Source organism: Wocania ichthyoenteri Th78 (assembly GCF_000789235.1).
GTDB classification, from domain to species: domain Bacteria; phylum Bacteroidota; class Bacteroidia; order Flavobacteriales; family Flavobacteriaceae; genus Wocania_A; species Wocania_A ichthyoenteri.
In genome coordinates this window covers 1,217,287-1,242,005 of the sequence record NZ_KN525716.1, presented here as the reverse complement: position 1 = coordinate 1,242,005, position 24,719 = coordinate 1,217,287, and the positions used below count along the sequence as shown (strand labels likewise).

Annotated in this window: 21 protein-coding genes and 1 tRNA gene; 16 read left to right on the top strand and 6 right to left on the bottom strand. The window is 30.4% G+C overall.

Features of this window, described 5'->3' with window-relative positions; genetic code table 11:
* The first annotated feature begins 3 nt into the window (after positions 1-3).
* The gene (gene gtfA / locus RG22_RS05405) at positions 4-1,560 is read left to right on the top strand and encodes a sucrose phosphorylase (RefSeq protein ID WP_052143644.1); all 1,557 of its coding nucleotides are present in this window, start codon (positions 4-6) and stop codon (positions 1,558-1,560) included.
* A gap of 98 nt (positions 1,561-1,658) precedes the next feature.
* Here the strand turns inward: gtfA and RG22_RS05400 are convergent.
* Positions 1,659-1,731: transfer RNA gene (locus RG22_RS05400), tRNA-Phe, on the bottom strand.
* Positions 1,732-1,905: 174 nt separating this feature from the next.
* Here RG22_RS05400 and RG22_RS05395 point away from each other — a divergent pair.
* From RG22_RS05395 to RG22_RS05365, 7 genes are all read left to right on the top strand, one after another.
* The gene (locus tag RG22_RS05395) at positions 1,906-2,634 is read left to right on the top strand and encodes a type III pantothenate kinase (RefSeq protein WP_034041488.1); all 729 of its coding nucleotides are present in this window, start codon (positions 1,906-1,908) and stop codon (positions 2,632-2,634) included.
* Complete coding sequence (bamG, locus tag RG22_RS05390; protein WP_034041486.1) at positions 2,634-3,947, top strand: BamG family beta-barrel-assembly machinery protein; 1,314 nt, start codon at positions 2,634-2,636, stop codon at positions 3,945-3,947. Before RG22_RS05395 ends, bamG begins: the two co-directional genes overlap by 1 nt.
* An 18-nt stretch (positions 3,948-3,965) precedes the next feature.
* On the top strand, positions 3,966-5,348 hold the full coding sequence (locus RG22_RS05385) for a hypothetical protein (protein WP_034041484.1): 1,383 nt from the start codon (positions 3,966-3,968) through the stop codon (positions 5,346-5,348).
* A gap of 57 nt (positions 5,349-5,405) precedes the next feature.
* Positions 5,406-5,993, top strand: a complete 588-nt coding sequence (lptC, locus tag RG22_RS05380; protein WP_081997781.1) for an LPS export ABC transporter periplasmic protein LptC — start codon at positions 5,406-5,408, stop codon at positions 5,991-5,993.
* 66 nt (positions 5,994-6,059) lie between these two features.
* Complete coding sequence (locus RG22_RS05375) at positions 6,060-6,254, top strand: hypothetical protein (RefSeq protein WP_034041478.1); 195 nt, start codon at positions 6,060-6,062, stop codon at positions 6,252-6,254.
* Positions 6,255-7,544: a hemolysin family protein gene (locus tag RG22_RS05370; RefSeq protein WP_034041475.1), complete on the top strand. Its 1,290-nt coding sequence runs from the start codon at positions 6,255-6,257 to the stop codon at positions 7,542-7,544.
* Between the two features lie 203 nt (positions 7,545-7,747).
* On the top strand, positions 7,748-9,904 hold the full coding sequence (locus tag RG22_RS05365; RefSeq protein ID WP_034041472.1) for a peptidylprolyl isomerase: 2,157 nt from the start codon (positions 7,748-7,750) through the stop codon (positions 9,902-9,904).
* Between the two features lie 48 nt (positions 9,905-9,952).
* Here the strand turns inward: RG22_RS05365 and RG22_RS05360 are convergent, their stop codons facing one another.
* Both RG22_RS05360 and RG22_RS05355 read right to left on the bottom strand, forming a co-directional pair.
* Entirely contained in the window at positions 9,953-10,984 is a 1,032-nt protein-coding gene (locus RG22_RS05360; RefSeq protein ID WP_034041469.1) for a helix-turn-helix transcriptional regulator, read from the bottom strand.
* Between the two features lie 6 nt (positions 10,985-10,990).
* On the bottom strand, positions 10,991-11,602 hold the full coding sequence (locus RG22_RS05355; protein ID WP_034041466.1) for a DUF2652 domain-containing protein: 612 nt from the start codon (positions 11,600-11,602) through the stop codon (positions 10,991-10,993).
* A gap of 174 nt (positions 11,603-11,776) precedes the next feature.
* Between RG22_RS05355 and RG22_RS05350 the strand changes: the two genes are divergently transcribed.
* The 4 genes from RG22_RS05350 to RG22_RS17975 all read left to right on the top strand — a co-directional run bounded on the left by RG22_RS05350 (position 11,777) and on the right by RG22_RS17975 (position 13,505).
* A complete protein-coding gene (locus RG22_RS05350) occupies positions 11,777-12,211 on the top strand; it encodes a hemerythrin domain-containing protein (protein ID WP_034041463.1) in 435 nt (144 codons plus the stop codon).
* Positions 12,212-12,374: 163 nt separating this feature from the next.
* Entirely contained in the window at positions 12,375-12,824 is a 450-nt protein-coding gene (locus RG22_RS05345) for a ferritin-like domain-containing protein (protein ID WP_034041460.1), read from the top strand.
* A gap of 339 nt (positions 12,825-13,163) precedes the next feature.
* The gene (locus RG22_RS17595; protein WP_034041457.1) at positions 13,164-13,325 is read left to right on the top strand and encodes a DUF1328 domain-containing protein; all 162 of its coding nucleotides are present in this window, start codon (positions 13,164-13,166) and stop codon (positions 13,323-13,325) included.
* A gap of 42 nt (positions 13,326-13,367) precedes the next feature.
* Positions 13,368-13,505, top strand: coding sequence for a hypothetical protein (locus RG22_RS17975; RefSeq protein WP_204244175.1), 138 nt, complete (start codon positions 13,368-13,370; stop codon positions 13,503-13,505).
* A gap of 74 nt (positions 13,506-13,579) precedes the next feature.
* Here the strand turns inward: RG22_RS17975 and RG22_RS05335 are convergent, their stop codons facing one another.
* Both RG22_RS05335 and RG22_RS05330 read right to left on the bottom strand, forming a co-directional pair.
* A complete protein-coding gene (locus RG22_RS05335; protein ID WP_081997679.1) occupies positions 13,580-14,899 on the bottom strand; it encodes a GYDIA family GHMP kinase in 1,320 nt (439 codons plus the stop codon).
* Between the two features lie 27 nt (positions 14,900-14,926).
* The gene (locus tag RG22_RS05330; RefSeq protein WP_034041454.1) at positions 14,927-16,249 is read right to left on the bottom strand and encodes a hydroxymethylglutaryl-CoA reductase, degradative; all 1,323 of its coding nucleotides are present in this window, start codon (positions 16,247-16,249) and stop codon (positions 14,927-14,929) included.
* A gap of 150 nt (positions 16,250-16,399) precedes the next feature.
* Between RG22_RS05330 and RG22_RS05325 the strand changes: the two genes are divergently transcribed.
* The 4 genes from RG22_RS05325 (at position 16,400) to RG22_RS05310 (ending at position 22,615) form a co-directional block, all read left to right on the top strand.
* Positions 16,400-18,625, top strand: a complete 2,226-nt coding sequence (locus tag RG22_RS05325) for a S9 family peptidase (RefSeq protein WP_034041451.1) — start codon at positions 16,400-16,402, stop codon at positions 18,623-18,625.
* A 25-nt stretch (positions 18,626-18,650) separates the two neighbouring features.
* Positions 18,651-20,165, top strand: a complete 1,515-nt coding sequence (locus RG22_RS05320) for a peptide MFS transporter (protein WP_034041448.1) — start codon at positions 18,651-18,653, stop codon at positions 20,163-20,165.
* 28 nt (positions 20,166-20,193) lie between these two features.
* Positions 20,194-21,978, top strand: a complete 1,785-nt coding sequence (locus RG22_RS05315; protein ID WP_034041445.1) for a peptide MFS transporter — start codon at positions 20,194-20,196, stop codon at positions 21,976-21,978.
* Positions 21,979-22,066: 88 nt separating this feature from the next.
* Complete coding sequence (locus RG22_RS05310) at positions 22,067-22,615, top strand: thioredoxin family protein (RefSeq protein ID WP_156113351.1); 549 nt, start codon at positions 22,067-22,069, stop codon at positions 22,613-22,615.
* A gap of 55 nt (positions 22,616-22,670) precedes the next feature.
* On the opposite strand, the gene RG22_RS05305 is transcribed toward RG22_RS05310, so the two are convergent.
* A complete protein-coding gene (locus RG22_RS05305) occupies positions 22,671-24,710 on the bottom strand; it encodes a ComEC/Rec2 family competence protein (RefSeq protein WP_034041442.1) in 2,040 nt (679 codons plus the stop codon).
* Positions 24,711-24,719 lie beyond the last annotated feature (9 nt).

Here is a 24,719-nt window from a genome sequence, read left to right as displayed (position 1 = left end):
ATTATGTCAAAAGATTCTATTATTAGTAATGGCGTTATGCTTAATGCATACCCAGATAGTATTGGCGAGAAATTAAGCGATACTATAAGAATGCTTAAAATGCCTGAGTTTAAAGATGTTTTTTCGTTGTTTTATGTGTTGCCAACGTTTTTTAATAGCGATTTAGACAGGGGCTTCTCTATTATAGACTATGATATTAATAAAGAACTGGTTGCAGAAGACGATTTAAAAGCACTCGAAGACCTTAATATTCAACTAAAGTTTGATATTGTATTAAATCATTTATCAGTAGTATCGCCTCAATTTAAAGATTTGCTGAAAAACGGAGACCAATCAAAATATAAAGACTTTTTTATCAATTGGAATAGCTTTTGGGAAGGAAACGGAATCATGGGTGATGATGGTATTATCATCCCAAAAAAAGAATTTCTCGATAAATTATTTATGAGAAAATCGGGGCTTCCAATTTTAAAAGTGCCTTTTCCTAACGGTTCTACGCAACCGTATTGGAATACCTTTTATCAAAAGATAAATGACGATAATACTTTTTTAGGTCAAATGGATGTCAATGCAAAATCTGAACTCGTTTGGGAGTTTTACGAAGAAACATTGCAAAAAGTTAAAAGATTTGGATGTAAAATTTTAAGGTTAGATGCTTTTGCTTATTTACATAAAGAAATTGGGCAATCAAACTTTTTTAATAAACCTGGTACTTGGCAGTATTTAGAGCGTATTAAACAAATAGCAGATAAAAAAGATTTAACACTTTTACCAGAAATTCATGCAGAATACGGCATGCATTTACATGATGAAGTAGCCAATGAAGGATATCAAATTTACGATTTTTTCTTACCAGGATTAACTATTCATACCATTGAAAATAGTAATAGTAAAGCACTTATAAAGTGGGCTAAAGAAATCATTAGTAAAGGCTACAAAACGGTTAATATGTTAGGTTGTCATGATGGTATTCCTGTACTCGATTTAAAAGGCAAATCTGTTAATGGTTATTATAATAAAGGTTTGCTTGAAGACGAAGAGATTGAAGCCATTATGAATATAATAATGGAACGTGGAGGCAGAGTAAAAAACCTTTATGATCCAGAAGGTAATAAAATTTCATATTATCAAGTTAACGCAACATTTTTTAGTGCTTTAGGCGAAGATGAACAAAAATTGTTGCTAGCCCGAGCCATTCAAATGTTTATGCCTGGGATTCCACAAGTTTGGTATTTAGATATTTTTGCCGGTAGAAACGATTATGAAGCTGCCGACGCAGGGGGAAGTGCAGGGCATAAAGAAATAAACAGGAGTACGCTTTCAATTCAGGATGTTCAAAACGCCTTAAAACGAGATGTTGTTCGTAAACAACTAGAAATAATTAGATTGAGAAATACGTCGAAAGCATTTTCAGGTACTATAAGGATTAATGAAACTTCAGAAAAAGAAATTGATATTAAGTGGATTAATCAAAATCAGGTTGCACATCTTACTGCAAATCTTAAAACATGTGATTTCACGATAAATTATATAGAAGGAGAGGTTACTAAAACTCTTTAATAAATCTATAAAACATTAATTAAAGAGTATATTGAAGAATACTAATGAAAAAACCCTTGAAAATCATGTGATAATCAAGGGTTTAAAAACTTTAAAAGTGGTACCTCCAGGAATCGAACCAGGGACACAAGGATTTTCAGTCCTTTGCTCTACCAACTGAGCTAAGGTACCTCGCCAAAGCGGTTGCAAATATATATTCATTTTTGCTATTCGCCAAAATAAAAATACAAAAAATTATAGTTTATTGTTATTTAATTGATGTGCTTAAACTTAAATACTAATATTATAAAATAATTAAGAATTTAATTGTTATTGGTTTTGTAAATTTAGCATTTTTAATGGATTATGAATTTAATTATAGATGTTGGTAATACCTATGTGAAACTTGCTGTTTTTAAGGGTGATGAAATTAAAAGAAAAGATGTTGTTAAACTAGATCACCTTTTAAAGTATTTTAATTCTTTAAAGAAGGAGTATAAGTCTATAAATAAAGCTATTATATCGTCGGTGGGAAAATTGAATGACAAAGATATTAGTTATATAGACAAACAAGTAGATTTAATACTTTTAAATTTTGAAACGAAACTACCTTTTAAAAATTTATATAGCACGCCAAAAACTTTAGGGATAGATAGAATAGCTTTAGTTAGTGCGTCAGTAAATCAGTTTCCAAAAAAAAATACTTTAATCATTGATGCTGGTACATGTATTACTTATGATTTTGTTACAGATAAGAATGAATATATAGGAGGAGCCATTTCCCCAGGAATTCGTATGCGTTATAAATCGTTAAATAATTTAACGGCTAATTTACCGTTATTAGAAACAGAAATTCCAAATTCTATAACAGGAAACTCAACAAATACTTCAATTCATTCTGGTGTGGTAAATGGTGTTTTAAAAGAAATTGAAGGTGTGATCAATCAATATGAACAAAAATATTCAGATTTAACAGTTATTTTAACAGGAGGTGATGCTAATTTCTTGTCTAAACAATTAAAAAGTAGCATATTTGCCAACTCTAATTTTCTTTTAGAGGGACTAAACTATATTTTACAATTTAATTCAAACTAATGATAAAAAAACTTGTAGTAGTTTTTATTGCGTTTTTTGCAATTCAGAGTTACGCACAACAAGGTACGGCTTCACCATACTCGTTTTATGGTATTGGTAGCCTTAAATTCAAAGGAACCGTTGAAAACAGAAGTATGGGTGGGTTAAGCATTTATACCGATAGTATTCATGTTAATTTACGTAACCCAGCCTCTTATGCTGGCGAAAATCTAGCTTTTTATAATAAAGAAACTAGACCAGTTAAGTTTACAGTTGGAGGAAGTTATTCTAGCATAGATTTAAAAAGTAATTCGGGCAGTGATAAGGCTACAGCAACTACATTTGATTATTTAGCATTGTCTGTCCCTATGGGTAAGTTTGGTTTAGGGTTCGGATTAATGCCCTATACATCGGTAGGATATAAGTTAGAATCTCTTGATGGGTCGGGAAATATTGAAAATAGATTTAGAGGCGAAGGTGGTGTTAATAAAGCTTATTTGGGGCTTGGGTATATGCTTGCAAAAGGATTAAGCATTGGTGTTGATGCAAATTATAATTTTGGAAATATTCAAAATGCAACTATTGAATTTCTTTATGATGACGAAGGTGTACTTACTCAATATCAATCTCGTGAGGCTAATAGATCAGATTTAAGCGGTTTAAATTTTAACATCGGGTTATCCTATAAAAGAATGTTAAATGAAAAGCTAGAGTTTGTTTCTGGCATTACATTTTCACCAGAAAGTAACTTAACCTCAAAAAACGAACGTTCGTTTTCTACAATAACTATTAATCCTACAACAGGACAAGAATTTACAATTAATACTATTGAACTAGACCTTGAAGCTAGTGGTTTAAAAGAAACAGATTTAATTATACCTTCTAAATTTTCATTTGGAGCAGGTATTGGCCAGCCAAGAAAATGGTTTGTGGGCGCAGAATATACAACCCAAAAAACCAGTAATTTTTCTAACCCTTTATATAGTACTAGTTTAACTAAATTTGAGGATGCATCAACTATTTCTTTCGGTGGATTTTTTATACCTAATTATAATACGCTTAACGGATACTTTAAACGTGTTGTATATAGAGCGGGTATTCGATCAGAAAAAACAGGATTAAATATAAATAACGAATCAATAAAAGAGTTTGGCATATCTTTTGGAATAGGATTACCAGTTGGAGATATTAGAATGTTTTCTAATGCCAATTTAGGTTTCGAGATAGGTAAACGAGGAACCAAAAATAGTAACTTAATTCAAGAGAATTTTGTTAATTTCCAATTAAGCTTATCTTTGAACGACAGATGGTTTAATAAAAGAAAGTATGACTAACAACATAAAATTATTATCATGAAAGCGAAAATTACATTATTATTTACATTTTTATTCTTAGGCTTAAACCTAGTAAATGCTCAAAGTAATGAAGAGGATATGGCAACTTTGTCGATTATGACGGAGTACGCTAAAGCAAAAAATTACGAAGCAGCTTATAAACCATTTATGGAATTAAGAGCTAGAAATCCTAAATTTAATAGAGCCACTTATGTATATGGTGAGAAAATTTTAGATGATAAAATCGAGAAATCTACAGGTGCAGACAAAGTAGCTTATATAAACGACTTGTTAAAACTTTGGAAAGAAAGAAGAGAGTATTTTGCTAGTAAAACGCCTAAAGGAGAATTTGGAGTAAAAGCATGCCAGTTAATGTACGATCATAAAGATATTTTGAATAAAACTGTTGAGGAATTATACGAATGTTTTGATGCTGTTTATACAGAAGATAAGACTGATTTTAAAGACCCAAAAAGTCTTTATGTCTATTTTAAATTAATGGTTGAATTATATGATGCTGGTAAAAAGCCTGCTAAAGACTTATTTAATAAATATGATGATGTAGTAGAAAAAGTTGAAGATGAAGTAAAAATAGCCTCTGAAAAACTTAATAAACTTATTGAAAAAGAAGATGCTGGTACACCTTTAACTAAAAAAGAAGGTCAGTATAAAAGATATTATTCGCAGGTACTAAATGCATTTGATAAAATTTCACCAAGTATTGATTCTGAATTAGGAGATAGAGCAAATTGCGAAAACTTAATTCCATTATATCAAAAAGATTTTGAGGAGTATAAAAATGATGCTGTTTGGTTAAAACGTGCGGTAAGTAGAATGTATAATAAAGAATGTACTGATGACCCTTTATACATTAAACTGGTAAAAGCTTATGATGAAACAGCACCATCTGCTGATACTAAATATTTTGTTGCTGGATTGTTATTAAAAGATAATAAAGAAACCGAAGCGATTAGTTACTTTAATCAGTCTTTTGATTTAGAGACAGATAAATTTAAAAAATCTAAATTAGCTTATAGAATTGGTACAATTCTTAAAAAGAAGGGGAAATACGGACAAGCAAGAGGTTATTTTAGAAATGCTTTAAAACTTAACCCATCAAACGGTCGTCCACATTTAGCTATTGCAGCTATGTATGCAGCAAGTGCAAACAGTTGCGGAGATACTACTTTTAATAAAAGAGCAGTATATTGGTTAGCAGCAGACGAAGCTAGAAAAGCAGCTCGTGTAGACCCAACCTTAAAAAAGTCTGCCGCACAATCTGCTGCAAGTTACTCAGCTAAAGCGCCTTCTAAATCAGATATATTTAGTGCAGCTAATTCAGGACAAGTTGTTAAAATTGGTTGTTGGATTGGAGCTTCTGTTACAGTGCCTAAAGTTTAAATGAAATTCACATATAAAAATAATATATTAAACATGGTCACCGCAATTGCGGTGACTATGTTTTTTTCATATGATGGTATTTGTTCTATTAAAAAAGGCATATGTAATGCGCTTGGAAGGATTCTTCTCTTTGGACTTATTCCAGTAATGCTCATTTCATGTAAAGGCAATTTAGATGACGTTCAGAAAATCGGTATGTCTGAAAATGAACCTATTGGAGTTGCTGAAAATTTTAACCTAAAACATACAGATTCAGGTAAGCTTAAAGCCATTCTTATTAGTCCTAAAATGTTAGATTACTCAAATAGAGATTTTCCGTTTAATGAATTTCCAAAAGGTATTACACTCGATATATATGATGACGAGAATAAAAAGAGTATAGTTGTATCAGACTATGCAATCATTTATAACAAAACAAATCTTATAGATTTACAAGGCAATGTAAAGATAACAACAAGTACAAACGATACGTTGTATGCCGAACAATTGTTTTACGACCAGAAAAAAGAATGGTTATTTACTAATAAACCAGTAACCTTTAGAACAGGTAAAGATTTAATAAATGGCAATGGCTTCGATTCTAATTCAAAATTCACCAATGCTGAAGTGCTTGAAGTAACAGGTATTATTACACTTGACGAATAACTAAAATTCATCAAACGCTGCTTCTCTATTTTAATTATCTTTGCGGTAGTTTAATTTATATTCAAAATGAAATATTCTAAAATTTTTCAATATGCTTATTTAGTGTTTGCTGTATTATTTATATACGATGCTATTTCAAAGTATATGAGTAATGGAGAAGTAGCATATACTTCAATTTTACTAGGAGCACTTGCTGTTTTTATGTTTTTCTTTAGAAGAAAGTTTGGTAAAAAATTTGAAAACAGAAACAATTCAAACTAAATGAGCATTTATGTCATTATCATAATTGTTTCATTAATACTATCGGCTTTTTTTTCAGGAATGGAGATTGCTTACATATCTTCAAACAAAATTCATATTGAAATTGAAAAAAAACAAGATGGCATTCTTGCAAAAATATTAAGTAAGCTTACTGCAAAACCATCAAAATTTATTACAACTATGTTAATTGGTAACAATATAGCATTGGTAATATATGGGTTTTTTATGGGCGATTTGCTGGTTAATTGGTTTCGGTCTATGTTACCAACATCATCAGTTTTTGCAAATTATTTATTAAACGACTTAAGTTTATTATCGCAAACCATTATCTCAACGTTTGTTATTTTAATAACTGCAGAGTTTTTGCCAAAAGTGTTTTTTCAAATTTATTCAAACACACTCATAAAAGTCTTGGCAGTACCAGCTTATATATTTTATGTGTTGTTTTCATTTATTTCAGATTTTGTTATTTGGATTTCAGATTTTATACTTAAATATTTTTTTAAAACGGAAGGCGATCAAATTCAATTGGCATTTACAAAAGTAGAATTAGGTAATTATATTAGTGAGCAAATGGAATCGGTTGAAGCGCATGACGAAGTAGATACCGAAATTCAAATTTTTCAAAATGCTTTAGAGTTTTCGGAGGTTAAAGCCCGAGAAGTTATGGTGCCTAGAACTGAGATAATTGCGGTAGAAATTAACGAATCTATAAAAACACTTAATGCGCTTTTTACTGAAACGGGTTGCACTAAAATTTTAGTATATAAAGAAACAGTTGACGATATTTTAGGTTATGTACACTCGTTCGAGTTGTTTAAAAAGCCTAAAACCATAAAATCTGCAATGTTGCCTGTAGAGTATATTCCAGAAACGGTACTTATTAAAGATGTACTCAATGTACTTACAAAAAAACATAAAAGTATAGCGGTTGTTTTAGATGAATATGGCGGAACATCGGGGATTATGACTGTTGAAGATATTGTTGAAGAACTTTTTGGCGAGATAGAAGATGAACACGACACCGTAGTTTTAATTGAAGAAAAAATTGATGACGATACATTTACTTTTTCAGCACGTTTAGAGGTTGATTATTTAAACGAAACCTACAAGTTGAATCTTTCTGAAAATGAAAACTACGAAACTTTAGGAGGTTTAATTGTTAACCAAACAGAACAAATTCCAGCAAAAGATGACATTGTTATTATTGACGGATTTCAGTTTACCATTTTAGAAGTATCAAACACTAAAATTGATTTAGTCGAACTCAAACTTTTAGGAGAAGATTAGTGTTTCTTCAAACTGAACTTGTTTCAGTTTCTCATAATAAATTATATCTGCACCATTTAATACAATTAAAGCATCTTTCTACTTTTATTATTAAATAGAAAATGGTATTTTCGCGCACTGTATTTTATCAAAAAACAGATTTTATATACAAACAACTTAACAAGCATAATCCCAAATTAAGGATTTTTAAATTTTAATTACAAATGGCAGTTTTAAATAAGATTAGACAACGTTCACTATTTTTAATATTAATTATAGCATTAGCGTTATTCTCTTTTGTATTAGCAGATTTATTTAAAAATAGCGATGCGCTAACATCTAAATCGCAAAATATTGTTGCTACTATTAATGGTAAAGATATTACACGCGAAGACTTTTTACAAAAAGTAGAGATAGCACAAAAACGTGCTGGTGCAACAGCTACAAACACACAAGTAATGAATAGTGTTTGGGAGCAAGAAGTTAGGCAAGCTGTTATGGAAACGCAATACGAAACCCTAGGAATTTCTATTGAAAAAGACCAAATGAGAGATTTGCTTAAAACAGCAATGGCTACCAATCCTGAGTTTTTAAACGAAGCGGGTTTATTTGACGAAAATAAGCTAAACGAGTTTATCGCTAATCTTAAAGAATTATCGCCGCAACCAGGTTTTATTGGCGGCCAGCCATTAACGTTTGCCGATTGGGTAAATTATGAGAAACAATTAGCAAACAATGCGTTAAACCAAAACTATTTTAACTTAGTAAAAGCAGGTTTAACGGGCACGCTTGCCGAAGGTGAATTAGAGCATAAATTACAAGGTAATAAAGTAGATATTAAGTATGTACAAGTGCCTTATGCATCAATCCCAGATAGCACAGTTACAGTTTCTAAATCTGATATTTCAGACTATATTAATAAAAACAAAAAGCAGTTTGAGGTTGAAGCTTCAAGAGATATTAAATATGTTGAGTTTAAAGAAGCCGCAACTATTGAAGATGAAAATGAAATAAAAGATAAATTAATTAGTCTTATAAAAGGAAAAGAAGATAACCCAACAACACCAGACGTAAACGAAGCGGTTATTAGTTTTTCTAAAACTACTGATAATGAGGAATTTGTTAACTCGAATTCTGATATTAAATTTGACAATCGTTTTGTTTTTAAATCATCTTTACCAACCACGGTTGCAGATAGTATTTTCAACCTTAATGAAGGGGAGGTTTACGGCCCATATAAAGATAATGGATACTTTAAGGTAACTAAAGTTGTAGCGGTTAAACAAATACCAGACTCTGCAAAAGTACGTCATATATTAATTCCTTTTAGAGGCGCTCAAGCTGCTGCACCAGATGTTGTGCAAACTGAAGCACAAGCTAAGGCAACTGCTGATAGTCTTTTAACAATTCTTAAATCTAATAAATCTAAATTTGGTGAGTTTGTAAAAGAATTTTCATCAGATAAAGGAAGTGTTGAAAAAGAAGGACGTTACGATTGGCATCCATATAATACGATGGTACCTGAGTTTAATGATTTTGAATTTGAAGGTAAAGTAGGAGATTTAGGTGTGGTTAAAACTGTTTTTGGATTTCATATTATTGAAGTTGAAGGACAGAAAAACAAAAGGAGAGCTGTTCAAGTAGGAACTATTGCTCGTAAAATTGAACCATCAGAAGCTACAATATCTAAAGTATTTAGAGATGCTTCAAACTTCGAAATAAAAGCTGGAGAAAATGATTTTCAAGACATTGCAACCGAGAATAAGTTTACGGTTAGACCAGTAAATGGTATTAAAGCATTAGATGAAAACATCCCAGGCGTTGGTAATCAAAGACCAATTGTACGTTGGGCTTTTGAAGAAGATATAGAAGTAGGAGATATTAAACGTTTTAATGTGCCTAACGGTTATGTTATTGCGCAATTAGTAGCTAAGCATAAAGAAGGACTTCAGAGTGTTGAAGATGCATCTGCTGCAGCAATACCAGTAATACGTAAAGAAAAAAAGGCTAAAATTATTAGAGATCGAGTTACTGCAACAACTTTAGAAGATTTAGCAGCTGCCGAAAATACCACAGTAAGAACTGCTTCGGCGGTTACTATGAAATCACCAACACTTTCTGGTGCTGGTAGAGAGCCAATTATTGTTGGATCTGCATTTGGTTTAAATGAAGGTGAAACATCTAAATTAATAGATGGAGCTAATGGTGTTTACATGGTTCAAGTAACTAAAGTAACTCCGGCGACAGAGCTAGATAATTACCAATCGTTTGCAAATCAAGTAGAAACTCAAAAAGTTAGTGTGGTAACTGCAAAGTTATATAATGCTTTAAAAGAAGCTGCCGATATTGAAGATAACAGAGCTAAAACTCAAGTTCAATAAAAAATAAAATATATCTATAAAAAAGCCTCGTTTAACGAGGCTTTTTTATTAAATAGCAATAGGTGGTACTATTAATTGTTTTTTAAATTCGTTAGGAGTAACACCATATTTCTCTTTAAAAATTTTCGAAAAGTAACTTCTACTTGTAAAACCTATGGTGTAAACAATTTGAGATATATTCAAATCGGTATTAGTTATTAAGTCTCTTGCAGACTCTAGTCTTACATGTCTAATATATTCTGTTACAGTTCTTGTATATAAAAATTTAAAACCATCTTGAAGTTTCGCTTGAGATAATCCAGATTCTTTAGATAATTGATCCAAAGAATAGTTGTTTGCAGGGTTTTTTAAAATAGCTTCTCCAAGCTTTCTAACTGTAATAAGCTCACTTTTAATAAGCGAAGTTGGTAATGGTACACCTTGCTGAGATTTATAATGTTGTTGAATATGTAATGCCAAAATTTCATAAACTTTAGCTTCGATTTTTAGAATTCTTAGCATCCCTAGCTCTTTTACATTGCTTGTTTTTTTTACAAGGTCTGCCATCTTTAAATTAAGAGTTCCATAATGTACATATCTATTTTCATAATCAGTATCTATAAAAACTTCGTGTAGTTTTTTACTTAGTGTAGATACTTTAGTGGTTCTCTTCTTTAAAAAACGTTTTCGTCTTATTTGAATTGAGTTAATTTCTAGTTTTGTATTCTTAGGGAAATAGATGTAATTAATACCTTTAGCTTTATTAGTAAATATTAAAGAATGAAATTGTTCTATTAACTCTTCTCTATTATCTAAGCCAAACTTATGTTTAAAGCTGCCATTGAGCGCATAAACAAATCTAATTGGATTAAATTCATTGGCATGTATTTTAAGACTTATGTCATCATTAAATATTATGTTATAATCTAAAAGGTTTACACCCCAATCAAAAGGTATAAAACGAATACTGCCATTTGCTAAGTCGTTATCAACAATTAAAGTACACTCACTCCATTGTTCAACAATAGTTCCTCCTATGTGTTTTTGAATTTCTTCAAGAATTTCTTTAGTATTATCTGCTATAATTTCAATTTCTATCATAAAAAATTACTCATTAAAATTTAAAAGTGGCAGTAAGTCTATATACGTATAGTTAATTTCTCCTAGATGCTCATATACGTTTTCTCCATTCTTTAATTCTCCCCAGTATAATTTATTGTCTAAATCTTTCATGTCGTACTGAGATATTAAGTTTTCAGATATTAATAAATATTCATCTTTCGGAACTTTATTTTTAAGTAATTTATGGGCAATAATAACATCTTCTCCCATAAGTTTTATATGTTTTCCAATTTGCACTGTGTCAATCTCATGTCCATAGTGTAGAATAATTTTCAACCCTAGAGTTTTCGGTATTTTATGGCTATCATCATTATCATTATATGTCTCTTTTAAAATATTTAATTGTTTATAAAATTCTTTATAAAAGTGAATACATTGATTTATCAATATTTTTAAAGAAGGTAATTTACCAGATCTATAAAACAAAACAGCATCACCTTCAATTTCTGAAACTTTTAAACCAATTTCATTAGAATAAATAATTTTATTTAATAAAGAAGGTATGACTTTAGAACTTAAATCAGAATCTGTTTCACTCATAAATTGAGTAAAGCCACTTATGTCTGGAATGCATATTAGCATTGGGTTTTGCTTCATTATTTTACATATTTAAAAAAACAATTTAAAGGTAGTGTTATTAAACTATATAAAAAGAAAGAAATTTTAAATAAGTTAATTAAAAAACCATTACAGTTAATCTTTGTTTTGATTGAACAAATTTTAAATAATTAAGTGTTATAATTTTGAATGAATAAAAAATAAAATAGAATTATGAACATATTTGAAGCGATAAGAAAAGACCACGATACACAAAGAGATTTACTTAAAAAATTAGTTAATACCTCTGGAGAGACCAAGGAAAGAAAGCAAACTTTCAAAACACTTAAAAACGAGCTGGAAATACATGCAAATGCAGAAGAACGTCATTTTTACAAACCTTTAATTAGTAACGATATGATGCAAGAGAAAGCTAGACATGGTATTGCAGAGCATCATGAAATTGATGAATTAATTGAAAAGCTAGAAGAAACAGATTATGATTCTTCAGCTTGGTTAAAGTATGCTAAAGATTTAAAAGAAAAAGTTGAGCATCATTTAGAAGATGAAGAGCATATATTTTTTCAACTAGCAGGAAAAGTGTTCTCTGAAACTAAAAAGAAAAGCCTAGCAGAGGATTATACCAATTATATGGACAAAAATTTATAGTTTTTTGATATGAGTTAATAACAAACTTATTTGAACTAATTGAAAGCTTTGTTATTAGTTAATTTTACATCAGTAAAAAAAAGTAAGCGTGTTCTTATTAACACAGATGTAAACCAGTAGGCATCTTTAAACAAGTTACTGTTAACATAAAACCTATATAATTATGAGTACTTACACAGAAGATGTTGGAGAAAAATTAAACGATTTACTAGAAAAAACATACGATGCTGAAAAAGGATTTAAAAAAGCAGCAGATAATGTAGATAACCTTGCTTTAAAATCTTATTTTAAAAGAAAAGCACAAGAGCGTTATGATTTTGGACATGAATTAAAAAGCGAAATAAGAGCATTTGGTCAAGATGTTGATAAAGGTGGAAGCATTGCAGGATCTGCACACAGAACTTGGATGGATGTTAAAGCTTTGTTTTCTTCAGAGAATGAAGAATCAATGTTAGAAGAAGCCATTAGAGGAGAAAAATCGGCTATTGATGAGTATTGCGAGGTTATTAATGAAACGAGTTTACCATCAAGCACAAAATCAATTTTAGAATCGCAAAAGAATAAAATTGAAAATGGTTTATCTAGAATTAAAACTTTAGAAGACTTAAGTTAATAATTCTTCTACAGATATAAAAAAGATGTTTAAACATCTTTTTTTTTATCTATAATATTTATGAAGATTAATTTTAATACAGTTAAATATTTACTTTATTGAGTTAACAGAAATGTTTTAAGCAGATTAATATTGTAACTGGTTGGTTAGTGAATTAAACCTTGGCATTCTTCTAAAAAAGTGCTGAGGTTTTTTTATGTAGAATCACAAAAAAAGATTTATTTGAGTCAATTATATGCTTTGTATGAGTTAAGCTAACTCTACAGAAAAATCCATATTTGTAGTATAGAATTTGATAGTCGAATTCTTATTAAAGTTTAACCATTAAAACCAAATAATATGTTACGTTGGACAATAGCATTTATAATAATTGCAGTAATAGCAGGAATCTTAGGATTTGGCGGAATAGCTGGAGCATCAGCTGGAATTGCAAAAATTTTATTTTACATTTTTTTAGTACTTTTTGTATTGTCACTACTAAAAGGTGTTGTTAAAAAATAGATAAAATATTCAACCAATTATTAATTTTAAAACACAATCAAAATGAAAAAAGCAGCAAAAATATTCTTAATCTTATTTACAATCTCAACTGTATTTACAAGTTGCAGAGAAACTACAGGCGATAAAGTGGAAGATGCCGTAGAAGATGTGGCAGACGATGTTGAAGATGCTGTAGATTAATTAGTTTTTAAAAAATAGAATTTAAATAGAACTCACTTATGTGGGTTCTGTTTTTTTTATAGTAATTCTAGAACTTATAATATCATATCCCTAAAAGGAATAATAGTATTAAATCCCTTTTTTTTAAAATAAGCTTTTGGATTATCTTTTGAAGCCACCAAAATAAAATCGCCTCCCCAAGCACCAAGACTTTTTATACCACCACTAAAATCGCTAAATAATAAATCCTTTACTGGCTTTTCTTTTATGATTTCCGAAATGATATTTTCATGTTTTTCAATAAGTGATATAAATATGTCAAGTGTTTCACAAGACATTATACTTTTAGTAATGTTATTTATTTGTGAGATAGATTCTGATAAATCTGAAGTATTGTTCTTAAATTGTGCAATGCCATCACGACTATTTTGCTTTTTATTTAAATATAAAAAGTATAAATGGTCTTTAAATGAAGGGTTAAAATTAACTTCTTTAATAAGTCTTTTTTCATCATGCTTAATTATGTCACCTTGAGCACAGTGGAAAGGTTGTTTAAGCACTTCACTATTAATTAATTTATAGGTAATAGGTTTATTATATTGCGCACAAGCAATATCGTAACCGCTTCCACCAAAAGTATTTTCTAAAAGCTCGTAAGCATCAATGTTTGCCCATTGTGCAATATTATTTATTAATGTCGACGATGTACCCAATCCCCAATCTCTAGGAAAACCTAATGAAGTTGTTACATTAAAACCGTTTTGATTATTTAAAAAATTTGGATTAAGTTGTTTTGCAACATTAAGTATTTGAATTAATCTATCTGAAACGTCATTACGAGGCGCTTGCGACGTGGTAATCTTATCAGCCAAAAACTCACCCTCAAACCAAGCATTTCCTTTTTCATCTAAACTCTTCCAAATGAGTTTAGATTCATTTATAGATTCAATTTCTAATGACTGTCCATATTTTGTTGGAATTGCTAAGGATAGAGCACCGTTAAGTACTAAATATTCTCCAGTTAATAATAATTTTCCGTTTGAGTTAAATGTTATATGGTTTAAATTTTTAGTCATTTTGGATATTGGATCTAAGGTACTCTTGGTGTCTGAGGTTCTCGAAGACACTTTGTCTCTATAAGCTAAAGATAAATTAGGTAACTTTTCAAAATTATTTTCAATTAAAGCTTCTTTCTTTTTTCTGCTCCATCCTTGTATTTGCTTTTCTCTATAAAAAGCTTTGTCTATTCTTTCAAATTCTTCAAAATAAACTAATTTTATTGGGAGTCTGTTTCTTGTATGATTTGCACCTAATCCGTTTTGATGTTGTTGGATTCTTAGTTCTAAATCAACGGTACTTCCTGTGTAATAACTTCCGTCGCTACATTCTAATATGTAAACATATCCTTTATGCATTTTAGTTTAATTGTGCCTTCGAGAGCCTCAGGCACCATTGCGTAACTTTTCAATAGCTTTAACAACCGCACTATGCGTAACCGTATTCGTTTTAAAATGATCCGTTAATAAAATCTTTTCGTTGTCACTAGCTTCAAACTGATTTAAAATATTCATCAAATGCATTTTCATGTGTCCTTGCTGAATACCGGTTGTTGTTAAGGAGCGTAATGCAGCAAAGTTTTGAGCTAAACCAGCAACTGCAACAATTTGCATAAGCTCTTTTGCCGATGGTTTGCGTAGTAATTCTAAAGCTAATTTTACTAAAGGATGTAAACCTGTAAGTCCGCCAACAGTTCCAAGAGCTAAAGGAATTTCCATCCAAAAATAAAATATACCATCTTCAATTTTAGCATGCGTTAAACTACTGTATTTTCCGTTTCTAGAAGCATAGGCGTGTACACCAGCTTCAACAGCTCTAAAATCATTGCCTGTTGCTAACACTACAGCATCAATACCATTCATAATACCTTTGTTATGAGTAACTGCTCGGTAAGGTTCTATCTCGGCAATATTAACAGCTTGAATAAATTTATTTGCAAAATCTTCAGCTGATATCGAATTGTCTTCATTCAAATCTTCAACCTTACAGCTTACTTCAGCTCGCACTAAACAATCTGGCACATAATTCGATAAAATACTCATCACTATTTGAATTTGCTTTTCCTCTTCAGAAAACCCATCAAATAATAAAGCTTCATTTTTAAAGGTTTCTGCAAACTGCTCTAAACAAGAATTTATAAAATTTGCACCCATAGCATCCAACGTTTCAAAAGATGCATGTAATTGGTAATAGCCTTTTATGCCTTCGGTTTTATCTCGTAATTCAATATCTAAAATACCACCACCACGGGCTTCCATATTCTTGGTAATGGGTTTAGCTTGTTTAATGAGTTTGGACTTTACACGTTCAAAAAAGCTTTGTAATTTATTAAAATCACCATAATACATAAAATGTACTTGACCAATTTTAGTAGTCGAAATCACCTTAGTTTTAAAACCACCCCTATCTAACCAGAATTTTGCTGCTTTACTTGCGGCAGCAACAACAGAGCTTTCCTCAATAGCCATTGGTATGGTGTAAATAGTATTGTTGATTAAAAAGTTTGGTGCAACTCCAAGAGGCAAATAATAATTGGTTATTGTGTTTTCGATAAACTCGTCATGGAGTTGCTGTAATTTTTCGTTGTTGCTCCAATATTGTTTTAAAACCTGTTTAGCCTCTTCTGTATTTGAAAAATATGTGTTTACAATCCAATCAATTTTTTTAGATTTTGATAGCTTTGAAAATCCAGAAATTGTTTTGCTCATTATTAACTGTTTTACAAAGCAAATATACCATTCTTGGTATGAAAATTGAATACTTGGTTATCACATTCATTCATTTAACTGTTAATAGTGTCGGTTTTTTGCATAATTTTTAGTAAACTTGACATCGTTTTATCAAAAAAATAATTTTAAATGCAATTTCTAAGATTACCTCTATTTTTCTGTCTTTTCATCACTATAACTTTATCGGCTCAAACTAAGCAAATTACACTTGAAGAAATTTGGGATGGCACCTTTAGAACAGAAGGAATGGATGCTTTGCATTCTATGAAAAACGGACAACAATACTCGGTGTTGAATTTTGATAGAAATACGAGGTCGACTACTATAGATATTTATGATTACAAGACTTTAAAAAAGACAAAAACAATAGTGAGTTCTTCAGATATAAAGGAACTAAATTATTTTACAGATTACACTTTTAGTCAAGATGAAAGTAAAGTTATATTGGCAACAAACGAAGAGTCTATATATAGAAGATCGACGTTAGGAAACTATTTTGTTTATAATACTACTGATAAGTCAATAACTTTAATCTCCGAAAATAAAATTCAAGAACCTATGTTTTCTCCAGACGGAACTAAGGTAGCATACGGATTTGAAAACAATTTATATATTAAAGACTTAATCACCGGTGATACAACACAAATTACTTTTGATGGTGAAAAAAATAAAATCATTAATGGTATAACAGATTGGGTTTACGAAGAAGAGTTTGCTTTTGTGCGTGCTTTTGAGTGGAATGCAGCTAGCAATAAAATTGCTTTTATAAGGTTTGATGAAACCGATGTTCCAGAGTTTTCAATGGATGTATATGGTACATCGCTTTATCAAACGCAGCAAGTATTTAAGTATCCAAAAGCAGGCGAGAAAAATGCGATAGTATCACTGCATGTATATAATGTGATAACTAATACGACTACAGAAGTAGAACTTGGATCACATTTGGATTATATTCCAAGAATAAAATGGACCAATGACGCAGATATATTGAGCGCACAAATACTAAATAGACATCAAAATAATTTAGATTTAGTATTTTATAATGCCAAAACAAAAAAAGTAAAAGTAGCTTTAAAAGAAATAGATAAAGCTTACATTGATATTACAGATAATTTAACATTTTTAAAAGACAATAGTTTTATTTGGACAAGCGAAAAAGATGGTTACAATCATATTTATCACTATTCGAAAGAAGGAGAGCTAATCAATCAAATAACTAAAGGGGATTGGGAAGTCACTAATTATTACGGTTATGATGAAAAAGCTAACAGAATTTTTTATCAATCTGTAGAAAATGGTTCAATAAATCGTGATGTGTATTCTATTAAATTAAATGGTCGCGATAAAACTAGACTTACAAAAAGCGAAGGCACTAATGGTGCTTCATTTAGTGCAGATTTTTCATATTTTATAAATACATTTTCTAGTGCAACTACACCGCCAGAGTATACTTTAAATAGTGCAGCTTCAGGGAAGCTCATTAAAAGTATTAAAGATAACGATGTGTTATCAAAAAATCTTTCAGATTATAAAACCTCAAAAAAAGAGTTCAGTACTATTCATGTAAATGGAAATAATTTGAATATGTGGATGATTAAACCTGCAGATTTTGATGCTTCAAAGCAATATCCATTATTAATGTATCAGTATTCAGGTCCAGGTTCTCAACAGGTTGCTAATCGTTGGAATAGTTCAAACGATTATTGGTATCAGCATTTAGCACAACAGGGTTATATTGTGGCTTGTGTTGATGGGAGAGGAACAGGTTTTAAAGGGGCGAAGTTTAAAAAAGTAACGCAAAATCAATTAGGTAAATATGAGGTTGAAGATCAAATTCAAGCCGCAAAGCAATTAGGAGCATTACCATATATCGATGCGAATAGAATAGGTATTTGGGGTTGGAGTTATGGTGGTTTTATGAGCAGTAACGCCTTGTTTAAAGGAAATGATGTGTTTAAAATGGCAATTGCTGTAGCACCAGTTAGTAGCTGGCGTTTTTATGATTCTATTTATACTGAGCGTTATATGACCACACCGCAGGAAAATGCAAGTGGTTATGATGATAATTCACCTATAAATCACGTCCATAAGCTTAAAGGTGATTATTTATTAATTCATGGTTCTGCTGATGATAATGTACATTTACAAAATACTATGCGATTGGTTGAAGCTTTAATACAAGCCGATAAGCAATTTGATTGGGGTGTTTATCCTGACGATAACCATGGTATTTACGGCGGAAACACAAGGTTACACCTCTATAAAAAAATGACTAATTTTATAAATGCTAAACTTGGTGATGAAAGAGAAAAAGCAAAAGAAAGCGAAGCAAAAAAAGTAGAAATTAAAGGATAATAAATTACTAACTAATAATAAGTTTATGGCAGATACTATTAATACTAAAGATCAAGCTAAAGATCAAGAAGAATTATTCGGACATCCAAAAGGATTGTTTTATTTATTCTTTGCAGAATTATGGGAACGATTTAGTTTCTATGGCATGCGGGCGTTATTAACGCTTTACATGGTGCAAGAGATTTTTAAAGCTATTGTAGAACGTGATGCAGCAACAGCTGTTGTTTATGCTTCTTATGGCTCATTAGTATATGCATCGACTGTTATAGGTGGTCAAATTTCTGATAAGATTTTAGGTATGCGTAGTTCTATCTTTTTAGGTGGGGTTTTAATGGCATTAGGTCATTTTGTTTTAGCTATTCAAAATGATATAGCTTTCTTTCTTGCGTTAGCTTTTATTGTTGTAGGTAACGGTTTCTTTAAACCAAATATATCCACTTTTGTAGGAGCTCTATATAAAGATGGTGATGTGCGAAAAGATTCTGGTTTTACTATTTTTTATATGGGTATTAATATAGGTGGATTTGTTGCGCCTCTATTGTGTGGTTGGTTAGCTTATGAATATGGATGGCATTATGGTTTTGGCTTAGCGGGAATTGGGATGTTAACAGGTTTGATTTTCTTTTGGAGCGGAATCAAAAAGAATGTTTTTGGAGATAAAGGAATGCCGCCAAGTCAAGAAATTTATGAAAAGAAAGTTTTGGGTATTCCCCAAAAAACTTTAATCCCTATTGTTGCATTTTTATGTGCTCCAATTATTGCGTACTTACTTTCTTCTTGGGAACAAAATTATGTAAGCGGTATTTTTAAGTTTATAGGATTTGCTGTTTTAGCTTATTTGGCTTATATAATATTTAAATTAGATAATGAAGCTCGTAAAAAATTAATTATGGCAGTATTAATTACTTTCTTTATGACATTATTCTGGGGTTTTCATGAATTATCAGGAAGTGTAATTACATTATTTGCATCAAGAAACGTCGCTTTAGAGGGAATTATGACTGCAAGTCAAACAAATGCTTTAAACTCCATGTTTATAATCATTTTAGCTATTCCTATTTCTTTATTATGGGGATATTTATCTAAAAAGAATTTGAACCCTAGAACACCTTATAAATTTGGACTTGGCTTAGTTTTAGCTGGAGCAAGTTTTTATATATTATCAATTAGCGGAGCTAGTGCTGATGAAAATGGGATGGTTCCTTTTGCTTATTTATTGATAATGTATTTTATAATTTCTATTGGAGAATTATTTATGTCTCCTGTTGGTTTATCAAAGATTACAGATTTATCACCAAAGAATATAGTTGCTTTTATGATGGGTGTTTGGTTTTTGTCATCGGCTTTTGCATTTCAAATAGTAGGGTTTATTTCAAAACAATTAGCTATTGAAAGCACAGACGTAAATGTTGGAGGGTTAGATACTTTAGAGGTTTATACTAACGGATTCGAGTTAATTGCTATGTATTCTTTAGGAGCAGGTTTAGTTGTTTTACTATTTTCTCCGTTGATGAAAAAATTAATGGGTAATGTACATTAAGCATTTGTTTTATTTAAACTAACCATATATGAATACTGATATTGAAAATCTTTTTAAAGACAAAGTAATAGGGCATCCTCCTGGGCTTTTTGTTATATTTTTTACTGAAATGTGGGAGCGTTTTTCATTCTACGGAATGAAAATATTATTGGTCTTATTTTTAACAGCTCCTTATTTAAGCGATAATCCAGGTTGGGAATGGTCTAGAGAAAATGCTTTAGCATTAATTGGAACTTATTCTTCATTATTGTATTTAACACCAATTGTTGGTGGTTGGCTAGCTGATAAAATTACAGGCTATAAATGGGCAGTAATTATTGGTTGTTTTGTCATGATGCTTGGTCACGCTTTTATGGTTTTTGAGACAACTTGGTCTTTATATTTAGGGTTAGCTTTATTAGTAATTGGTACTGGTTTTTTTAAGCCAAATATGACATCAATGATTTCTGAAATGTATAAAGGCAAAGAGTCTAAAAAAGATGGGGCTTACACTATTTATTATATGGGGGTTAATGCTGGAGCTTTCTTCGGGATGATGCTTTGTGGCTATTTAGCCGAAAATATTGGATGGAGCTATGGCTTTGGATTAGCCGGTATATTTATGTTGGGTGGTCTTGTTCAGTTTTGGTTAGCAAAAGATTTATTTGGACAAATTGGGGAAAAACCTTCTAAAATTCATGAAGTTGAATTACCCCAAAATATAAATGAAGATAGTCCTAAAGAACATGATACAACATCAAACTCAGAAAAGCTGAATCCTTTTACAAGTATTGATAAAATATTGATTTTATTATCTTCTATTGGTGGATTGTTATATCTGTTTAACGATCCTATTTCAAAGATTGGAGATATTAACATGTTGAATTTTAAAATCGGTAATTTAGACGGTTCCAATGTCACCATCTTACTCGCATTAGTTTTATTTTTGTATTTAATAATCACAAGAATTTCTAGATATAACACAATAGTTAGAGATAAGATTATTGCAGTTTCTATTTTCGGAATCTTCACGGTATTTTTCTTTGCAGCTTTTGAACAATCATTGGGGTCAATGACATTATTTGCTAGAGATTATACAGCAAGAGCTTTAAGTGGAAATTCAGCAATGGTATTTAAAATCATTGATTTAATATTAACGGTTGTGCCATTAGCAATTATAACTTGGGTACTATACTTATTATTTAAAAAGACTTATTCTAAAATCCCGTATTCAAATATTGTTTTAGGTCTTACTTTTGTATTCTTATGGTTTGTTGTTGGTTATAAAGTTAATAATGAATTTAGTAAAGATACAACCGAAGTCGGTGCTTCATGGTTTGGAATATTAAACTCTTTCTTTATTATCACGTTAGCACCTTTGTTTTCTAAATGGTGGGAAAGCAAATACAACCCAAGTGTAGGTATGAAATATGGTTTTGGTCTTATACTTTTAGGACTAGGTTTTGGTGTTTTAGTATTTGGTACAATGGGAATTCCTCAAGGAGCAAAAACAGCTTCTGTGAGTATGATATTTTTAATTTTAGCGTATTTATTGCATACTATGGGAGAGCTTTGTATTTCTCCGGTAGGGCTTTCATACCTAAGCAAATTGGTTCCTGGACGAATGATTGGTTTTATGTTTGGTATTTGGTATTTAGCTATTGCTATTGGACAAAAAGCTGCAGGAACAATGGGTGGTATGATTGATAAAATTACAGAGCAATACTCATTAAGTACTTTCTTTTTAATATTTACGTTGATTCCTATTGGTGTTGGATTAATTTCAATTTTACTAAATAAAGTTCTAAAAAAACTAATGCACGGTGTTCGTTAATCGAATAAAGTGTTAAAAAATATTCAAAAAGCTCCTGTTTAGGAGCTTTTTTTGTAAGTTCGGAACAACTTTTGCAACCTATTTAATTATGAAAAAGACAGTATTTATATTGCTATTAGCTATTTTAACGTCAGTTAATGGTATCGCACAAGAAATAAATTGGGTAACTTTTCAAGAAGCTTTAGAGCTTCAAAAGAAAACGCCAAAAAAAATTATGATGGACGTATATACCAATTGGTGTGGACCATGTAAAATGTTAGACAGAAATACTTTTCAAAAGAAAGAGGTTGCTGATTATGTAAATGAGCATTATTACGCAGTTAAATTTAATGGAGAAGGAAATGAAAGTGTGAATTATAAAGAAAAAACATTTTCTAATCCTAAGTATAATGCTGCAAATGCAAATAGACGTAATTCAGCACACGATTTAACAAGGTATTTACAAGTTAGTGCATATCCTACTATTGTGTTTTTTGATGATAAAGGAGAGGTTATTGCGCCTATTAGAGGCTACCAAAAACCGTCTCAACTAGAGTTGTATTTAAAAATGTTTAAAAACGATGATCATAAAAATATTAAAACTCAAGATGAGTTTAATGCCTATTATAAAGCTTTTGTGTCTAATTTTAAAGATTAATAAAATGTTAGGTTGAGCCTTTTCGACTGCACTCAAAACAAACAGAAATCGAAACCTAATATTTAATAATAAATGCTCCTTTTTTACTGGTTTGGTGAAAAGGGAGTTTTCTTTTTAAACAAATAGCTTCCCATTGTTTAATATAAGATTTGTAATTACTGCCATCGGCAATTACATATTTTGGTTTTATAGAATCAATTAATCTATTCAAATTAATTTTTGGAGATTGCCTTAATAATACATATTCAGGTTCAAACGATTTTATATTATAAATACCCAAACTATCAATTACCAAAAGTTTTTTATTATTTAAAATATAAATAGATTTAAGCGTGTCTTTTTTTATGGTTTTTATATGATTTCCAACAGTGTAATCTTTAATTATTTTGTTTTTTGATGGAGTTAAACTGTCAAAATCATGAGCTACCAATAAGCTGTTATTAGTGTTGCTTCCTATTAAACTGTATCTACTTTTATGAAACACAATAAACTCATTTGAAGATTTTTTATAATCCGTATAAATAAAAGTACATTGAATAATTAATACTGAAATTAATAATAGTTTTAAATTAGTAACACTTCTTTTTTTTGAATATTTAACGAGAGCAATAATGGCTAAATAAGACGCTAAAACATATAATAAACTAAAGGCAATATCTTTAAAAAGAAAGGCTTCTTGTTTAGAAATCCAACCCACAAAACTGTTCATACCACTAATAATAAGTCCATAAATTTTTGCAAAAAAGCTTGGGAGCAAGTTTGTTACAGCTAATAAAATAACGAGAATCCCCAATCCTAAAATGAAACCTAAAAACGGAATAATTACTATATTCGAGATAAAAAATAATCCAGGAAACTGATGAAAATAAAATAAGCTAATGGGTATAATTCCAAACTGAGCAGAAACTGTTATAGTTAACGTATGCCAATATTTATCTAGTAGCCAGTTTTTTGGTCGCCATAAATTATAAAGTATGGGGTCTATAGCTACAATCGCAAAAACAGCCAGATAACTTAATTGAAAACCAACATCGAATAAAAACAAAGGTTTAAAAAGTAAAATGACAAGCATAGAGATTGCCAAAGTGTTGTAAATATTGCTTGGTCGTTTTAAATTCATAGCAATTGCCACTATACTAAACATGGTTACTGCTCTGGTTACCGATGCTGATAAACCAGCAATTAAAGCAAAACTCCATAAGCAAGTAACCAGCAAAATGGTTTTTATGAGTATACCATGTTTTAAACGTTCAATGGGTTTAAAAACAAGCGTTAAGATGAGTAAAATAATACCAACATGCAGTCCAGAAACTGCTAAAATATGTATCGCGCCAGCATTGGTGTAACTGTTGTAAACTTCTTCGCTAATATCTTGCCGTTGTCCAAGTAGTAAGGCATTAATTATAGCGAGTTCGTCAGGTTTAAAATGGTATGGTTTTAGCTTTAAATTGATGTGTTCTCGAATATTATCAGCAAGTCCAAAAAGGGTGTGCGTATCATCATTTACTTTTAAGAGCGATTCATTTTTAGTAAATATTTGATGATAGATGTATTTTTTTTCAAGGTATTTTTTATAATCAAATTGATGCGGATTTAAAGGATGAATAAGATTCTGAAACCCCATGTTTCCAATAACAATCTCATCTACTTTTAAAGCCGATAGCGAGGAATCTTTTTGAATGTTTAATAGCGATTTTCCTGAAACCGTTTCGTCATTAATCTTTAAAACATCAATAACATATTTGTCGTAATAATTTCCAGGTTTTAAAACTTCTCGAATTCTAAATGTTATAGTTTCTGCTGTATCTTTTTCAAGTGAAACAAGTTTAGAATAATGATTTGAAAAGTTTTTTTGATTATGAAATGAAGTCGTTAAAATACCAACAAAAATCATTAAAATGTAAGCAGAAACCCCAAACCAAACGGTTTTAATAAATTGTTTTCTGGCTATTAAAAAGAAGACAAATAAAATGACTAATAAAGCAACAGTTATATATAAGTTTAAATGAATTGGGATAGGGTATAAGTATGAAACAATAATTCCTATAATTAAGAAACACGTAAGTTTAATGATTGTGAAATTAAATAACTTCATTATTGAAAG

Excerpts from the sequence above, each read along its gene's own strand:
- RG22_RS05350 (WP_034041463.1), top strand. The coding sequence starts at position 11,777 with ATGAACATATTTGAAGCGATAAGAAAAGACCACGATACACAAAGAGAT.
- RG22_RS05385 (WP_034041484.1), top strand. The coding sequence starts at position 3,966 with ATGAAAGCGAAAATTACATTATTATTTACATTTTTATTCTTAGGCTTA.
- RG22_RS05315 (WP_034041445.1), top strand. The coding sequence starts at position 20,194 with ATGAATACTGATATTGAAAATCTTTTTAAAGACAAAGTAATAGGGCAT.
- bamG (WP_034041486.1), top strand. The coding sequence starts at position 2,634 with ATGATAAAAAAACTTGTAGTAGTTTTTATTGCGTTTTTTGCAATTCAG.
- RG22_RS05360 (WP_034041469.1), bottom strand. The coding sequence starts at position 10,984 with ATGATAGAAATTGAAATTATAGCAGATAATACTAAAGAAATTCTTGAA.
- RG22_RS05375 (WP_034041478.1), top strand. The coding sequence starts at position 6,060 with ATGAAATATTCTAAAATTTTTCAATATGCTTATTTAGTGTTTGCTGTA.
- RG22_RS05335 (WP_081997679.1), bottom strand. The coding sequence starts at position 14,899 with ATGCATAAAGGATATGTTTACATATTAGAATGTAGCGACGGAAGTTAT.
- RG22_RS05345 (WP_034041460.1), top strand. The coding sequence starts at position 12,375 with ATGAGTACTTACACAGAAGATGTTGGAGAAAAATTAAACGATTTACTA.
- RG22_RS17975 (WP_204244175.1), top strand. The coding sequence starts at position 13,368 with ATGAAAAAAGCAGCAAAAATATTCTTAATCTTATTTACAATCTCAACT.
- RG22_RS05330 (WP_034041454.1), bottom strand. The coding sequence starts at position 16,249 with ATGAGCAAAACAATTTCTGGATTTTCAAAGCTATCAAAATCTAAAAAA.
- RG22_RS05365 (WP_034041472.1), top strand. The coding sequence starts at position 7,748 with ATGGCAGTTTTAAATAAGATTAGACAACGTTCACTATTTTTAATATTA.
- RG22_RS05355 (WP_034041466.1), bottom strand. The coding sequence starts at position 11,602 with ATGAAGCAAAACCCAATGCTAATATGCATTCCAGACATAAGTGGCTTT.
- gtfA (WP_052143644.1), top strand. The coding sequence starts at position 4 with ATGTCAAAAGATTCTATTATTAGTAATGGCGTTATGCTTAATGCATAC.
- RG22_RS05395 (WP_034041488.1), top strand. The coding sequence starts at position 1,906 with ATGAATTTAATTATAGATGTTGGTAATACCTATGTGAAACTTGCTGTT.
- RG22_RS05370 (WP_034041475.1), top strand. The coding sequence starts at position 6,255 with ATGAGCATTTATGTCATTATCATAATTGTTTCATTAATACTATCGGCT.
- RG22_RS05325 (WP_034041451.1), top strand. The coding sequence starts at position 16,400 with ATGCAATTTCTAAGATTACCTCTATTTTTCTGTCTTTTCATCACTATA.
- RG22_RS17595 (WP_034041457.1), top strand. The coding sequence starts at position 13,164 with ATGTTACGTTGGACAATAGCATTTATAATAATTGCAGTAATAGCAGGA.
- RG22_RS05305 (WP_034041442.1), bottom strand. The coding sequence starts at position 24,710 with ATGAAGTTATTTAATTTCACAATCATTAAACTTACGTGTTTCTTAATT.
- RG22_RS05310 (WP_156113351.1), top strand. The coding sequence starts at position 22,067 with ATGAAAAAGACAGTATTTATATTGCTATTAGCTATTTTAACGTCAGTT.
- RG22_RS05320 (WP_034041448.1), top strand. The coding sequence starts at position 18,651 with ATGGCAGATACTATTAATACTAAAGATCAAGCTAAAGATCAAGAAGAA.
- lptC (WP_081997781.1), top strand. The coding sequence starts at position 5,406 with ATGTTTTTTTCATATGATGGTATTTGTTCTATTAAAAAAGGCATATGT.